We start from the raw sequence: 13430 nt of genomic DNA, 5'->3' as shown, positions 1-13430 counted from the left end.
TTTTGAAATCAATTAGTTAGCACAAAAAGTTCGATTTGGGGCAGATCCAAACCGCAATACATTTAGCAAGAAATTGACATACTATTGTTGCGTATCGACGACATTTGCACTATAGACGCCCTAGGTGAACTAAACCATTGAGCGCGGGACAAATTTGATTTAATGGCAGCTCCTCTTTTCTAATATCAATGCGCTGCTGTATTATATTCAACTATTTAAAAAATTCTGGTCTCAAATTATTGCAGCTTTTTCTTATTAAACAATAAAATCCTTTCGTCTCCTAAAACAAAAGAGCCATATACCTACAAATTAAGTTCTTTTCTATATACTTTAAAACCCGCATTGCGCTAAGTTCAAGCTGATTCGATGTACTCCCTAAAAGTTTTTGGTTTTCTACCTAATAATCGCTCTAAATCACCTGATTGATAATCGAACTCACCCTCGTCAATTGATACTACCCAATTCGTTAAAAACTCGGCAACCTTACGGGGAGTACCTTTAGTAATTATCCTATCAATATATTCTTCTGCTGTGATAGTTGTAAAAAGGACGGGCTTTCCTTTTACCTGTGCATGTATTTTAGCGATGTCTGAAAAAGAAATAGCCTCGTTGCCACTTAATGAATAGGTTTTCTTTTCGTGGCCTGGGGTAAATAGTATCTCAGCGTGGGCTTCCGCCAGTTCGTCTCTTGTAGCAGGTGCCATTTTCCCATTACCTGCCGGAACTTTTATCCCGTTTTCATATGGGTTGGAATCATAGTATATTGATAAAATATCTGTAAAAGGCGGGTGATACACAATGGTATAATCAAGTCCTGACGATTTTAATACCTGTTCTGTAAAAAGGTCTGATTCTGTAATTTCAGGCATGATACGCCCAGAACCTTCTTTGCGCATAATTGCCATATACACCACATGCTTAACACCAGCCTGGCGGGCAGCGGTAATGACATTATAATGCTGCGTAAACCGGTCTGAAAAGGCAACTGCACTGGTAAGCATTACTTTATCAACGCCTTTGAAGGCATGCAGTAATGAATCATAGTCGAGATAATCACCAAAGCGAATTTCAATACCTTTTGCAGTCAAATCAGTGAGTTCTTCCTTTTTGCGGGTAAGTCCTATAATTTCGCTTGCAGGTACTCCTTTTTTTAACAGATGCTCAACGGTATCTTTTCCAATTACACCAGTTGTTCCTGTTACTAATATTTTTGCCATGTTATCATTTTATTTGGTTAACAAAGTCGGTATATTGTTACCGCCGGGATCTGAATAAAAGGCCGCACATTATGCAGCCTTTCCACTATAATTGCCATACTACTCACGGAGGCTTGTAGGATCTTTAAGCGTCATCCTAGCTATTTCGTCTTTGCGTTTGAATACAACGCCAGAGTGCTTCTGCATGTATCTGATCAATTCTGTTGCAGCCTTAACCATCTGCGGCGTGCCGCTGACACGGTCATGAAAGGTTAAGGAGAGTTGCCTGCGCCGGGTTGCCGACTCTTCGTAAAGCTGGTCGAACTCCATTTTCACCTGCGTTATGTACTGGTCCGGCGAAAAATTTCTTAGTTCAATCATCCCCAAATCATTATTACGTATGGTGTAAGGCACAACCGCAAAGTCTTTGTCGTTCACTTTGATAACAAACGGCTCGTCCCGACTCAAATCATCAATATGGTAAATGCATCCAAGCTCCTGTAATATCTTTAGGGTGTTTTCACTACGGCGCAAAAAGTTGGCATTGTAACCAACTGCAGTTTGTCCGGTTACTTTTTTTATCGCATCTAAACCATCTTTGATGAATTTTTTTTCTTCTTCATAAGACATGTCGTATTCATCTTTCCAGGTCATGCCATGGCCGGAAGCCTCATGCCCACGGTCTACAATCTCTTTAGCCAGGGCAGGGTTCCTTAATACAGCAGAGCCCACCATATGAGTTGTTACTTTGATGCCTAACTTGTCCCACCTATCCAGCATCCGGGGGATTCCTTCTTTATACCCATATTCGTACCAGGTGGTTGCAGGCAAATCCTTATAGCCAGGCTTCATATTAGGCGGAAATGGGCTTGGTGCGTTATCCGGCTGGCCGCCGGCCTCAAACAGCATGGTAGCGGATACTACAAGTCTTGAGCCATCTGCCCACGTTGATGATTTAGGGGCATACACCTTGTTCGGGCTTTCAGCCATGGCTATTTGATTTGCACCAATGACACCTGCCAGTGATAGCAGGCCGGTTTGTTTAATAAAATCTCTTCTATCTGTCATTACGATAATATTTACGAGTGTACCTTAATTGATTAAGAAAGTCTATTAATATAGTCCCTCATTAAATTTAGCTACAGCTGCTTTAGGGTCAGCGAAGTAGTCAGCATATTGCTGGCCGGCTTCACCAACAAATATCTCGTAACGATCTTCTGCAACGCCATTATAAATATCTTCGGCTGCTACTTCCGGTGGTAGTCCATGCTGCTCGCCACCCATGTCTTTGGTAGCATCTGTATTGATGAGCGAAGGCATTACTTCGAAAACCTTAATATTGGTTTCGGAAGACAAGGTTAAACGCAAAGCAACTGAATGTGAGTGCAGGGCTGTTTTAGCGTCTGAATACGTTGGCAAAACCACCAAAGGATGAAATGCCACGTTAGATGTAAGGTTGACTATGGCTGCTTCAGGTTGTTTTTTTAATAGCGGCAGCAAAGCTTCGATCAACCGTACCGGGGCAAAATAGTTGGTTTCAAACTCCTGCCTTGCTTTGTCCACAGCGTTTGCACCTTCACCCAGTTTGTAAACGAAGCCAACACCGGCATTATTCACCAATATACTGAGGTCGCTGTAATCGGCCTCCAGCTTTCCAACCAGGTTTTTAACGGCATTTGCATCGGTTACATCACCAACTATATAGTTGATCCCTAATTCGTTTGCAGCCTTCTGCAACTTTTCTTCATTACGGCCCGAGATGATTACCTTATTGCCTTTTTCACTTAAAAGTTTTGCTGTTGCATAGCCAATACCAGAACCACCACCGGTTACTAATATTGTTTTGTTTGTAATGTTCATGATTTCTATTTGTTAATAATAATATTTAAATTTGCTTGCTGTTTGCAAGTAAACAAAGGTAAAAGAATTTACTTGCAATTTACAAGTATTAATTAACATTTTTTTTGTCATGAAAGAAATTCAGCACCGATCTGATTGTCCGATAGCTTTTTCATTAGATTATTTAGGCGATAAGTGGGTACTTTTAATCCTAAGGGATCTGATCTTCACAAGTAAGTCGAGTTATGGCGATTTTCTCAATTCGAACGAAAAAATAGCTACCAATATCCTTGCAGACCGGCTTAAGCTTCTGGAAGCAAACGGATTTATAAAATCTTCGGTATCCCCCGAAAAAAAGAACAAGTTTATCTACAATCTAACAGAGAAAGGTATTGACCTGATCCCCGTTATTGTCGAATTAATGATCTGGGGTTCGAAGTATGATTCATATGATGTAAAGGATGTGGTCAAAAAATTGGGAAAGGATAAGGAGGGCACTATACGGCAGCTCCGGGAAAAACTATCAGCGCGCATCAACAGCGATGTTCCCTCCAATGAATAAATGACACTATTCATTTGATAGTTTTTCAGTAGGCGGATTGCCAGGTTCAACTCGATATATGCCGCGTTCACGGCTTTTTCCTTTATAGTAAGCGAGTTAAACCGTTAGTTTACGTTAAGTTATTTAAAACGAGATATGAAAAAGTTTATGTTGATCGCAGCCTCGGCAATGATCATTTTGCTGATCTCCTTGCAGTTTTTCAGGCCGGAGATTGGTCATCTATCTGTAACGGGAGATCTACAGGCACCGGCAAATGTAAAGGCGATTTTGGTGAGGGCTTGTTATGATTGCCACTCTAACCAAACAAATTTGCGCTGGTATGATCAAATACAGCCGGTATATTGGCAGGTGGCCTCGCATGTTCGGCAGGGCCGCAAAGGTTTGAATTTTTCTAATTGGGATAAGTTGTCTCCAATGGATAGGAAAGGTAAACTTTGGGAAGCTGTGAATCAGATCGAACAGGGCGCCATGCCTATTAAAAGCTATGCATTTGTTCATAGTGATGCAAGGGTATCGAAGCAGGATCTGGCTGTTCTTAAAAACTATCTGATCGGTACGGTTCATGAGACGCCTAATGATACCGCGAAGCTACGTGCCCGTGAGAAGCAAGTACAGGCTAAGGCTGACCAGAATCAGCAAAAGCTACCTGAGAGCTTGAACGGGATCACTTATATCCCGGATTATAAGAACTGGCAAGTGATCAGCACATCAGACAGATTTGATAACGGCACCATGCGCGTGATCTACGGCAATGATGTTGCGGTTAAAGCCATTAAAGAACATCACATCAACCCATGGCCCAACGGCGCTATTTTCGCTAAAGCAGCCTGGGACAAACTGGAGGATGAACAGGGCAATGTAACTACCGGCGCATTTAAACAGGTGGAATTTATGATCAAAGATGATATAAAATTTAGGCAGACCAATGGCTGGGGCTTTGCACGGTTCAAGACCCCTAAACTTAAACCCTATGGCAAAGATGTTATGTTCACTGCAGAATGTATAAGCTGTCATAAACCAATGAAAGATAACGACTTTGTATTCACCTTCCCCATCAAAAACTGATAATGAAACGTATATTAAACATCTCGATCGTTTTATTTGCCACTTTAAACAGCTGCAAACCTTTAACCGGGGCGGACGCATTAATTAACCAGAAAGCTTCTTTGCCCGAAAGTTTTAGACTTTCAGAACTGCATCAAAAAGTAATTACCTCTTTCATCAATAATCGTAAGCATACCACGAGCATTTTATATGGCAATAAGGTGGTACATTCTATACTAGGTGCGGACAGAGCAAATGGAAATTCAGGCGAATCATTTACATTGGTAACCTGGCAACAGCAGGATGATGCTCATTGGTTTGGCGCACGGATACCCGGAGATCTGATCTCGGCTGAGACACTCACTGTGGCTGATTCCAATTCGCAAACTATTTATCATTATCAAAAGTTTAAAGGCAAAGAATTAACTAAGTTAGCCGACACAACAGGAAACGCTGACCGTGTAAGATTTATATTATCGAAAAAGGCGTCTATTATGCCATGATCTTCGAAAGATACATACGGCCTGAAAACTCCAGGGTATTCGCCATTTCACCAAAGGTGATCTGGCTGTCTGCCCTTTTTATGGGTATACTGGCTTCTATTCCCAAGATATTGCAATTACAGGTCAGCTCAATTGAAGTTATAGTCGACTGTATCATTGCTTTCTTCTACTCCTTATATGTGTGGTTCTATAATCTATATACCCTGCCAAAATACTCCAACCAGGCGATCACCACCAGATTTTTTGGAGCGCGTTTGACCAGGAGCCTTTTGCTTGGTTTTTTGGTTATGGGGGTACTGGTCATCATTAACCAGCTATTGTTTAAAGACCGTTTGATCGGCGCCATGATATTAATGTACCAGTTCAGAGGTGTCTTGATCAACCTGACTATTTATATGTTTATATACCTGCTTTACCAAAGCTACAATAACCAGCTCATAGCCATAGAACTGGAGCGTACAAAGGCCGACCATCTGGAAGCCAGGTACGAGCTGTTGAAGCAACAGGTTAACCCACACTTCTTATTCAACAGCTTAAATACGCTCAAATCTATGGTGGAGACCGGCGATGCCCATTCGGCAGATTTTATCGTAAAGTTGTCTGATTTTTATCGCTTCTCTTTAGAGACCCGACAAAAGGATGTGGTATCGTTACAGGAAGAACTTAAAATATTAGAAGCCTATTTCTATCTCATTCAGGCACGGTTCGAGGATGGGGTATCTTTAAAAATAGCTATCTCTCCAGAACATTATAAAGTGATGATCCCTGCTTTTACCCTCCAGTTATTAGCTGAGAATGCGGTAAAGCACAATATTGTTTCTATTGATCAACCATTGCAGATCAGGATCATCTCTTTAGCAGACCGGATCATTTTTCAGAATAATTTACAATTAAAAAACAGGCCGGAACCCTCAACCAGGATCGGTTTGGAAAACGTTAACCAGCGTTACCTGCACCTAACCGGACAACCTATAGAAGTTATTTCAGATGATCATTTTTTTACCATAAAACTTCCGGCTCATGAATATACTGGTCATTGAGGACGAATTAAAAACGGCAAGGGCGCTGATCAAACTGATCGCAGCCGTTCGCCCGGAAAGTAAGATCGATGGCCCTTTGCAACGGGTGTCATCTGCAGTTGATTACCTGGCATCGCACCCTTCTCCCGATTTGATTTTTATGGACATTCAACTTGCGGATGGATTGTCGTTCGAGATCTTTGAAAAGGCCAAGGTTGAAGCGCCGGTCATTTTTTGTACTGCTTTTGATGAATATGCTCTCCAGGCTTTTAAAGCTAATGGATTAGATTATATTTTGAAGCCGTTCTCTGAAGATGCTATAAATATAGCCTTTGCAAAGTTGGAAAAGATTGGCAGTGCTTTAGGAAAAAATGTAGTACCGGCATCGTTAATTGCGCAACTCCTTCAAGCAAACCAACCAAAGGCCGAAAAACAAAGCTTCCTGGTGTTTAAGAGTGGGAGTTATAAAACGGTTCCTGTCTCCGATATCGCTTATTTTTTTGTCCGCAATGAACAAACTACCCTGGTTACAATTGAAGGCGAAATGTTTGGCATAGATCAGTCCTTAGAAGAAACTGTTAATCAGTTAAGCCGCAAAGGCTTTTTTAAGCTGAACAGGCAGTACTTGATCGCCTTTAAAGCCATTAAGGAAGTTGAACACTACTTTGCCCGTAAATTATTAGTCAAACTTACCGTGCAAACAGAAGAAAAGTTATTAATAGGAAAAGACAAAACAACAGCCTTCCTGCAATGGCTTGCAGAGCGTTAGGACATAAACAAAATTATTAGTATCCGCGTGATAACTTATGTGTTGTAATGTTATACGCGGATACGTTTTTTCTATATTATCTGATCATGGCATCAAGCAAGGCCGGGTCCAGGCCAACCGCTTGATAATGCTTACGTGCAATTTCCAGTATAGTAAAGCCGTCATCATAGGCTAACATATTACCATTAACTATTTTATCAATATAGATGAACCCGCCGCTAACCACAAACAGTATCATGGCCGGCCCCGGTTCATTGGTTTCGACCACAAGGGTATGCGCTTCACCGGCAGGTTCATAGATAAAAGTACCTGGCTTTGCTTTCCAACCATGCTCGAGGTACCGCCAGTTTCCCCTGAGCGTATAACCTATAACGGAAGTGGAATGAAAGTGCGGAGGCATTTGCGCTCCCGGGTCGGCCCGAAGTATGACAATAAATCCGCCGCCACTCAGGTTAAACTGGCAGGGTTGAAAGGCAACACCGGGGCCAAATGGCACCCATAGCAGCTCATTATCTAAATTGGTGTCAACGGTGTAATCGGCTGTTTGACGCTCTCCAGGCATCAAGCCGTCTGTAAAAAAACTGAATTGCTGAACAGGCATAACTGTTTTTATAAAATTTTAATGTATGTAAGTTTTGTTAATAGCGGTGGCGATCCGCTCTTTGATATCTTCACCTCCGACTTGTACAAAGCGAATGATACCTTTTGGGTCGATCACGATAGAGGTCGGATACGAATTGACCTGGTATAGGTCTCCTATGGAATCGGCATTTTGGAGATGCGTATAAGCAAAGGGACGGACTTTTAAAAATCGCTTGATGGCGATTGCATCATCACGGCCTAATGCCAGGAATATGACCGGGTGGTTCTTGTAACTTCCTTCCAATTGGTTTAATTCAGGCATCTCCTGAATACATGCAGGGCAGGTAGTGAACCAAAAGTTAAGGACTATAGTTTTGCCCTTTAATTCCGAAAGTCGCCACTGTTTGCCGGTCAGATCTTTTAGTGTAAAGTCAGGTGCGGGCTTGTTTAACAAGGCATTTAATTTCGCCTTTTCCTCGTCTTGCTTTTTTAGAAATTCATCAGTCATTGGTGAAATATAGATGACGCCGGGATGCGATTTTTCGTGTTTCATGAGGTAGCCACGTCCTCCCCAGGAATTATTGACACTGTCCAGTTGATCGGCTTGAACGATCTTGCCATCAGGCAATTTGTAAGAAGGATGTTTCGCCTGCTGGGCACAGGCGGATAACGAGATGCTAAACAATAAAGCTGCACTAAGATATTTTTTCATTTTCTTTTTATGACAAAAGTATCGGGAGTTGCATTACCAAGTGTTAAAGGCACGATACTTAGTGTTAACGAGTGTTAACTGCTTGATAGATGCTTCTAATAAACATTATCTTTGTTTTAGTGAAGAAAAGACTAAGATTTACTTTTATCATCGCTACCATTACTGTGAGCAGTATCGTCTTGTTCCAGCTTTACTGGTTGTATTATACTTTCAATAATGCGCAACGCGGCTTCCACATCACGGCGGTACGTGCGCTGGAAAAAAGCATAGATCTTTATCAATCGCAACAAGTTGAACTTCCAACCTCGCTCAATTACAAAAAACCTTCGCTAACCGTATTCATGCGTGCCAAACCCAGTGTGGAAGCATTTGACCTGGACACACCCAAACATAAAGAAGTATTTAAAGCTGAGTTTAACACAGTAGCAATTGACAAGCAACATGAGCCTTACGTCAGAGCCCTGATCGCAAGGTTGATGACACAACAGATGCACAAGCCGCTTGATCTGAACACGTTGGCTGGCATTTATGAAAAAGAACTGGCTAAGGATGGTATAGTCATGCCGGTAATCTTAACATTACGTAAGCAGCCTTTAAGTATACTACCCAATGAAGTAGCTTCGAGGATTGATTATTACAAGTCGCCGGTAGTTGTAATAGCGAAATTGAGCAGCAGCGGGTGGATGATTCGGCATAACTTGTTACCGGCTATTGTTTCATTTATTTTGATCCTTCTTTCTGCCGGGAGTTTGTGGTATATGGGTGTTATTATTCGCCGGCAACTGAAACTTGACCGGCTGAAGAACGACTTTATCAGCAACATTACCCACGAACTCAGAACCCCGCTGACCATCCTCCGATCATCTAACGAAGCTATTGCCAGGTTCGGCGTTGCTGGCAACCCGGAGAAACTGGCCCGTTATACAGGCATCAATGCAGACATCATTGATAAGTTAGAAGGTGAAGTTGAACGGATCATGGATATCAGTATGATAGATCGTAAGTTTAGTATTAAGGAGATGAAACAAGTCGATCTAAATCAACTTCTTGAAAATTTAATTAGGCGATTTGATTTGATTAGCAACAAACCGATCCTTTTGACTATTCCCAACCGACCGATTCAGGTAAACACTGACCCTTATAAAATTGAAACGATTTTAAATAACTTGCTTGATAATGCTAAAAAGTATGCAGGTGACGAAGCAAGGATATCTGTGGAAGCGGTTATCTCCCATTCCGGTTGGCAACTACTCGTTAGTGATAATGGACATGGTATCAGCACTGACAACCTGCTCTATATCTTTGATAAATATTATAGGGTAGAAAATGGCGATCTGCATGATGTAAAAGGCTACGGCTTAGGCTTAAGCCACGTAAAAGGCCTGGTAGAATCGTTAAACGGAAAAATCATCGCTAAAAGCAAAATTGGCCACGGTACTACCTTTACCATCACTTTCCCTGTATGATAGGTAAATCTCAAATATTGCTGATCGAAGATGAACCGATACTGGCATCGATTATCAAAGAGTCGTTGGAAAGTCGCGGGTATGAAGTTGCAATAGCCGTCAATGGAATCGAGGGATGGAGTTTGTTTCATTCATCGAAACCCGCTTTATGCATAGTTGACGTCATGTTGCCGAAAAAAGACGGCTTTACTTTGGTAAGAGACATCAGGACGGTTGATAAAAGGATACCGCTGATCTTTTTGACTGCACGAACACAGGCTGAAGATGTGCTGAGAGGATTGGAACTCGGAGCAGACGACTACATGAAAAAACCCTTCAGCATGGAGGAATTGATTTTGCGTATCAAAGCATTGCTGCGACGGAGCGAAAGTCAGGAAGATAACTTAGGAGCGACATTGATATACCAATTGGGGAAACTGCGATTTGACAGTCATCGACTGGAAATTGCAAGTTCAGAAAACACTGCCTATTTATCTCAGCGGGAAAGTGATTTATTGTTACTGCTTCTCCAGAACAAAAACAATTTGCTTGATCGAAGGTCCGCTTTATTAAAACTCTGGGGAGAGGACAACCGCTTTAATGCACGCAGCATGGATGTTTATATTACCCGTCTGCGAAAATTTTTGAAACACGAACCTTCAATTTCGATACAAAGTATTCGGGGACAAGGATACAAATTGGTAGAGTTTTAATAGACGTTGAGGCCGTTCGGACATTTCACTTTACCGCTTTTACGATGTACCGCATTAACATGCGTTTTTTGTTCTGATAATTAATTAAATTCTATGAAAAATCGATTAATCAAATTGGTCAGTGTGCCTGTGGGGAAACCAAAGGTAACCGACTTTTCCATGGAGCAGGAGCAATTGGCGCTAATAGTGGATGGTGAAATATTACTCAAAACACTTTACATCTCCGTTGATCCTTATTTGCAGGCAAAAATGTCGGGAGGTCATCAACCTCTCTAGCCACTCCTAATTACATAAATCTAAATGTTAATCTTTATATTTGTAATGCAGGTTTTCTAACACATAGTAGTTACGTATAATCCACGTCTTTAGTGTGTTACCAAAAAGGATACCTTTTAGATATTATTAAGTTAATAAACAGTAAATCAATCTGTTATATTTAGGGTTCTGGTACAGCTGATACCACAAAAATCAAAAGCCTCTTAGAGAAATCTGAGAGGCTTTTTTTGTGTTAAATTGCTTATAAAATATTACAAACCTACGTTGTTAGCGTTTTAAAATCGCATTGCAAATGTTAAGCCATGTTACACACTCGTCACAAACGAGCGCGGGGCTGGTAGCCCAAAATTTTCTTTTAATTCAATCACTGATGGTTTGAGTTTCGACTGCATCATTAATTCTTATAATTATCTTATCCTTTCCCATATAAACTATCTCAGGTGGATTAGATTGTAACGCTGCCTCTATTAGGTCCTTTGCTTTATCTATTGAAAACGATAGTTTAAATGCAACAACTTGTGGGCTAATGATGATTCTATCCTTATTGTAAATTTTAGATTTGATAGTCGCTAATGATTGCATCGCAGCTTGTATGGTGCTTTCATTTATCTGATCTGGCAATGGCATTAAAGGTGAAATATCTTCTCCACTAATGCCTAGTGTTTGAATAATTAATGTTCCACTTAATTTATGTTGTGATGCTGCTGCCCCGATGCTGTAGAGTGAACTAAGATTTACGGAATCACCCAAAACAGTTATTGAGGCCTGAATACGTAAACCCACACCAATATATACCGGCAACTTGATTTTTACATTTTTAAATTCAGTTGTATCAACATGTTTGCCATTATTGTATTTACCTATTAGTTCATTACTTATCCCTGAAACGGCTCCATACGCTGTTTGCAGCCTCTGTTCTAACCGGAGATAAGTCGAATCTCCAATCTTTCGGGGTTGTCGGGCCTCACTGTATGTTACTGACAAACTATTGGTAGTATATTTAATATAATCAAGGATCACAGAGTAACTTCTTCCTGTTCTAGCAATGCTAAAAGGACCAAAAGAAGTACTCCCATTTTGTGTTATTTCACCCACTGCAATCCTGGTTGCTTCATTAGGGAAATTGGACAACAATGAGTTTAAACTTATGGTATCTTTACTATTATTTACGTGACTCACCTGAATTGGGTCTATTGGTTGGTAGCCGATCATAGACAAAGTTTTTTCATTGGCGTTTTTATTGAGTTCCTTTAAGTCTGCGCCTTTTTTAACCAAATCACAAGAAGTTAATGAGATAAATACAACAAATATCAAAATGATATTAAGATTGTTTTCGTTTAATGATTTCAACATACATTTTGGGGTTTAGGTGAATAATTAAAGTTATAACTGATAGGCAACCCTGCAATGCACATTTAATACCCAAAATCCGAATAAAACATGTGCAATACATCACACTATCAAACAAATGCGAATAGATTGCTTTCTTTATATTACCTGGAAACGCAGTGGCTGTGTGCTGGTATATCAGTAACCTTGTGCCGAGAATTAATCTTAATACCCTTAATTGGATTATTGCTTTCATCGAAAGCATAAAATCTTTAAACTCTTTGCAAATGTATTTAAGGTCTATTGGATAAGTCTACTTTAATACTGTTTTTCAATTTGTTATTAAGTAGAAAGTAACATAGGAATGATATTTAAACCCTCATTTGTGACGAAGGTGGTTTCAGCAGTTTAAGCCTTTACCAAGTAGCCCATTCATTAAACATTTATCTCCAACTTATAGCCCTTACCGTGTATGTTGATCAGTTGGATGGAAAGGTCCCCTTCCAATTTCTTCCTTAGCTTGGAAATGAACATGTCCAGGCTGCGCCCTACTATCACCCCTTCGTCTTCCCATATCTCTTTCTGCAGCCTGCCCCTTTCGATGACCGTGTTAGGCGATCTTGCAAATATCAAAAGCAGCTTATTTTCTTTTGCCGTAAGTTCAATGGTATTTTCTGCGAAAATCAGGCTCCGGTTTTTGGGATCAAATAAGGTGCCACCAATGTTCACCTGTCCATCACCGGTTTCCTGTACGTTATCAGATCCTCTCCTCTTTCTAACCGATCTGGAGATCAGCAACCCCACAAAGGCAAGCAAGGGGATGCCGCCAATGAGGTACCCCTTCTGCGAAGCAGATATCTTTGAACTCTCGAACTGAACTTCGATAAGGTAACATCCTTTTGGCTGCCTTCTTCCGGAACAGGGTACAATGTCGTTCTTTTTGTTTCCAGACATCGCATAACCAAACACCACATCCAGCCCTGAACAGTTCCGCACATTCACAATGTAACCGGTTGCAAGGTGATCTTCCGCCAGCGAGCGCTTAACGATCTTTACAAGCGAATCCGTTTGAAAGGTAAATTCGTTTTCAAACCTGATCTGGTAAGCGTTTTTACCTATTTTTTTCACCGGCAGCACCCTGGAGGTACTGTCGCCCGAATAATTGAGCACCTCGTGGCCTATCTTGCGAAGCAGTATTTCCTGCCTGGCCAGGTCAAAAGCATCATTGTCTGTAAGGCTGAAAGCCACACCGGCCACTCCCGAAAGTAAAAGAGTGGTAAGCACGATAAGCCCCAATAGGTATTTGGTTTTCGAATTCGAACGTGTTTGGTGAGCTGCCATGTTTGTTCCTGTTGAATTTACAAAGTTTACAATTTTATTTACAATATCCATCACAACATATTTGCGATGGAAGGTTACGTTTGCCATTACAAATCAACAA

15 protein-coding genes are annotated in these 13430 nt (G+C 41.0%); 8 read left to right on the top strand and 7 right to left on the bottom strand.

The window, feature by feature from the left end:
- Positions 1–353 precede the first annotated feature (353 nt).
- From NPE20_RS11460 to NPE20_RS11450, 3 genes are all read right to left on the bottom strand, one after another.
- Entirely contained in the window at positions 354–1217 is an 864-nt protein-coding gene (locus NPE20_RS11460; protein ID WP_256538794.1) for an SDR family oxidoreductase, read from the bottom strand.
- Between the two features lie 99 nt (positions 1218–1316).
- A complete protein-coding gene (locus tag NPE20_RS11455) occupies positions 1317–2264 on the bottom strand; it encodes a polysaccharide deacetylase family protein (RefSeq protein ID WP_256538793.1) in 948 nt (315 codons plus the stop codon).
- A gap of 45 nt (positions 2265–2309) precedes the next feature.
- Positions 2310–3056 (bottom strand): SDR family oxidoreductase, encoded by a 747-nt coding sequence (locus NPE20_RS11450; protein ID WP_256538792.1) that lies wholly within the window; start codon positions 3054–3056, stop codon positions 2310–2312.
- Between the two features lie 109 nt (positions 3057–3165).
- On the opposite strand from NPE20_RS11450, the gene NPE20_RS11445 reads away from it, so the two are divergent.
- The 5 genes from NPE20_RS11445 (at position 3166) to NPE20_RS11425 (ending at position 6932) form a co-directional block, all read left to right on the top strand.
- The gene (locus NPE20_RS11445) at positions 3166–3597 is read left to right on the top strand and encodes a winged helix-turn-helix transcriptional regulator (RefSeq protein WP_256538791.1); all 432 of its coding nucleotides are present in this window, start codon (positions 3166–3168) and stop codon (positions 3595–3597) included.
- A 135-nt stretch (positions 3598–3732) separates the two neighbouring features.
- Positions 3733–4662 carry a heme-binding domain-containing protein gene (locus NPE20_RS11440; RefSeq protein ID WP_256538790.1) on the top strand — a complete coding sequence of 310 codons (930 nt, stop codon included), beginning with the start codon at positions 3733–3735 and terminating at the stop codon, positions 4660–4662.
- A gap of 2 nt (positions 4663–4664) precedes the next feature.
- Complete coding sequence (locus tag NPE20_RS11435; protein ID WP_256538789.1) at positions 4665–5144, top strand: hypothetical protein; 480 nt, start codon at positions 4665–4667, stop codon at positions 5142–5144.
- Positions 5141–6184, top strand: a complete 1044-nt coding sequence (locus tag NPE20_RS11430) for a sensor histidine kinase (RefSeq protein WP_256538788.1) — start codon at positions 5141–5143, stop codon at positions 6182–6184. Before NPE20_RS11435 ends, NPE20_RS11430 begins: the two co-directional genes overlap by 4 nt.
- Positions 6165–6932: a LytR/AlgR family response regulator transcription factor gene (locus tag NPE20_RS11425; RefSeq protein ID WP_256538787.1), complete on the top strand. Its 768-nt coding sequence runs from the start codon at positions 6165–6167 to the stop codon at positions 6930–6932. The genes NPE20_RS11430 and NPE20_RS11425 overlap by 20 nt, the downstream gene beginning before the upstream one ends.
- A gap of 76 nt (positions 6933–7008) precedes the next feature.
- On the opposite strand, the gene NPE20_RS11420 is transcribed toward NPE20_RS11425, so the two are convergent.
- Both NPE20_RS11420 and NPE20_RS11415 read right to left on the bottom strand, forming a co-directional pair.
- Entirely contained in the window at positions 7009–7533 is a 525-nt protein-coding gene (locus tag NPE20_RS11420) for a 2,4'-dihydroxyacetophenone dioxygenase family protein (RefSeq protein ID WP_256538786.1), read from the bottom strand.
- An 18-nt stretch (positions 7534–7551) separates the two neighbouring features.
- Entirely contained in the window at positions 7552–8226 is a 675-nt protein-coding gene (locus NPE20_RS11415; protein ID WP_256538785.1) for a TlpA disulfide reductase family protein, read from the bottom strand.
- A 119-nt stretch (positions 8227–8345) separates the two neighbouring features.
- On the opposite strand from NPE20_RS11415, the gene NPE20_RS26960 reads away from it, so the two are divergent.
- The 3 genes from NPE20_RS26960 to NPE20_RS11400 all read left to right on the top strand — a co-directional run bounded on the left by NPE20_RS26960 (position 8346) and on the right by NPE20_RS11400 (position 10660).
- Positions 8346–9692, top strand: coding sequence for a sensor histidine kinase (locus tag NPE20_RS26960; protein ID WP_256538784.1), 1347 nt, complete (start codon positions 8346–8348; stop codon positions 9690–9692).
- Positions 9689–10384, top strand: a complete 696-nt coding sequence (locus NPE20_RS11405; RefSeq protein WP_256538783.1) for a response regulator transcription factor — start codon at positions 9689–9691, stop codon at positions 10382–10384. Before NPE20_RS26960 ends, NPE20_RS11405 begins: the two co-directional genes overlap by 4 nt.
- A gap of 93 nt (positions 10385–10477) precedes the next feature.
- The gene (locus NPE20_RS11400) at positions 10478–10660 is read left to right on the top strand and encodes a hypothetical protein (RefSeq protein ID WP_256538782.1); all 183 of its coding nucleotides are present in this window, start codon (positions 10478–10480) and stop codon (positions 10658–10660) included.
- A 360-nt stretch (positions 10661–11020) separates the two neighbouring features.
- On the opposite strand, the gene NPE20_RS11395 is transcribed toward NPE20_RS11400, so the two are convergent.
- Positions 11021–12013, bottom strand: a complete 993-nt coding sequence (locus NPE20_RS11395; protein ID WP_256538781.1) for a hypothetical protein — start codon at positions 12011–12013, stop codon at positions 11021–11023.
- Between the two features lie 411 nt (positions 12014–12424).
- On the bottom strand, positions 12425–13417 hold the full coding sequence (locus tag NPE20_RS11390; protein ID WP_256538780.1) for a winged helix-turn-helix domain-containing protein: 993 nt from the start codon (positions 13415–13417) through the stop codon (positions 12425–12427).
- Positions 13418–13430 lie beyond the last annotated feature (13 nt).

The sequence above is a fragment of the Mucilaginibacter aquariorum genome, assembly GCF_024498135.1.
Lineage (GTDB): Bacteria > Bacteroidota > Bacteroidia > Sphingobacteriales > Sphingobacteriaceae > Mucilaginibacter > Mucilaginibacter aquariorum.
Note: the sequence above shows the minus strand (reverse complement) of the source record. Positions and strands in the feature narration are given on the sequence as shown.

Excerpts from the sequence above, each read along its gene's own strand:
- NPE20_RS11460 (WP_256538794.1), bottom strand. The coding sequence starts at position 1,217 with ATGGCAAAAATATTAGTAACAGGAACAACTGGTGTAATTGGAAAAGAT.
- NPE20_RS11455 (WP_256538793.1), bottom strand. The coding sequence starts at position 2,264 with ATGACAGATAGAAGAGATTTTATTAAACAAACCGGCCTGCTATCACTG.
- NPE20_RS11450 (WP_256538792.1), bottom strand. The coding sequence starts at position 3,056 with ATGAACATTACAAACAAAACAATATTAGTAACCGGTGGTGGTTCTGGT.
- NPE20_RS11445 (WP_256538791.1), top strand. The coding sequence starts at position 3,166 with ATGAAAGAAATTCAGCACCGATCTGATTGTCCGATAGCTTTTTCATTA.
- NPE20_RS11440 (WP_256538790.1), top strand. The coding sequence starts at position 3,733 with ATGAAAAAGTTTATGTTGATCGCAGCCTCGGCAATGATCATTTTGCTG.
- NPE20_RS11435 (WP_256538789.1), top strand. The coding sequence starts at position 4,665 with ATGAAACGTATATTAAACATCTCGATCGTTTTATTTGCCACTTTAAAC.
- NPE20_RS11430 (WP_256538788.1), top strand. The coding sequence starts at position 5,141 with ATGATCTTCGAAAGATACATACGGCCTGAAAACTCCAGGGTATTCGCC.
- NPE20_RS11425 (WP_256538787.1), top strand. The coding sequence starts at position 6,165 with ATGAATATACTGGTCATTGAGGACGAATTAAAAACGGCAAGGGCGCTG.
- NPE20_RS11420 (WP_256538786.1), bottom strand. The coding sequence starts at position 7,533 with ATGCCTGTTCAGCAATTCAGTTTTTTTACAGACGGCTTGATGCCTGGA.
- NPE20_RS11415 (WP_256538785.1), bottom strand. The coding sequence starts at position 8,226 with ATGAAAAAATATCTTAGTGCAGCTTTATTGTTTAGCATCTCGTTATCC.
- NPE20_RS11405 (WP_256538783.1), top strand. The coding sequence starts at position 9,689 with ATGATAGGTAAATCTCAAATATTGCTGATCGAAGATGAACCGATACTG.
- NPE20_RS11400 (WP_256538782.1), top strand. The coding sequence starts at position 10,478 with ATGAAAAATCGATTAATCAAATTGGTCAGTGTGCCTGTGGGGAAACCA.
- NPE20_RS11395 (WP_256538781.1), bottom strand. The coding sequence starts at position 12,013 with ATGTTGAAATCATTAAACGAAAACAATCTTAATATCATTTTGATATTT.
- NPE20_RS11390 (WP_256538780.1), bottom strand. The coding sequence starts at position 13,417 with ATGGCAAACGTAACCTTCCATCGCAAATATGTTGTGATGGATATTGTA.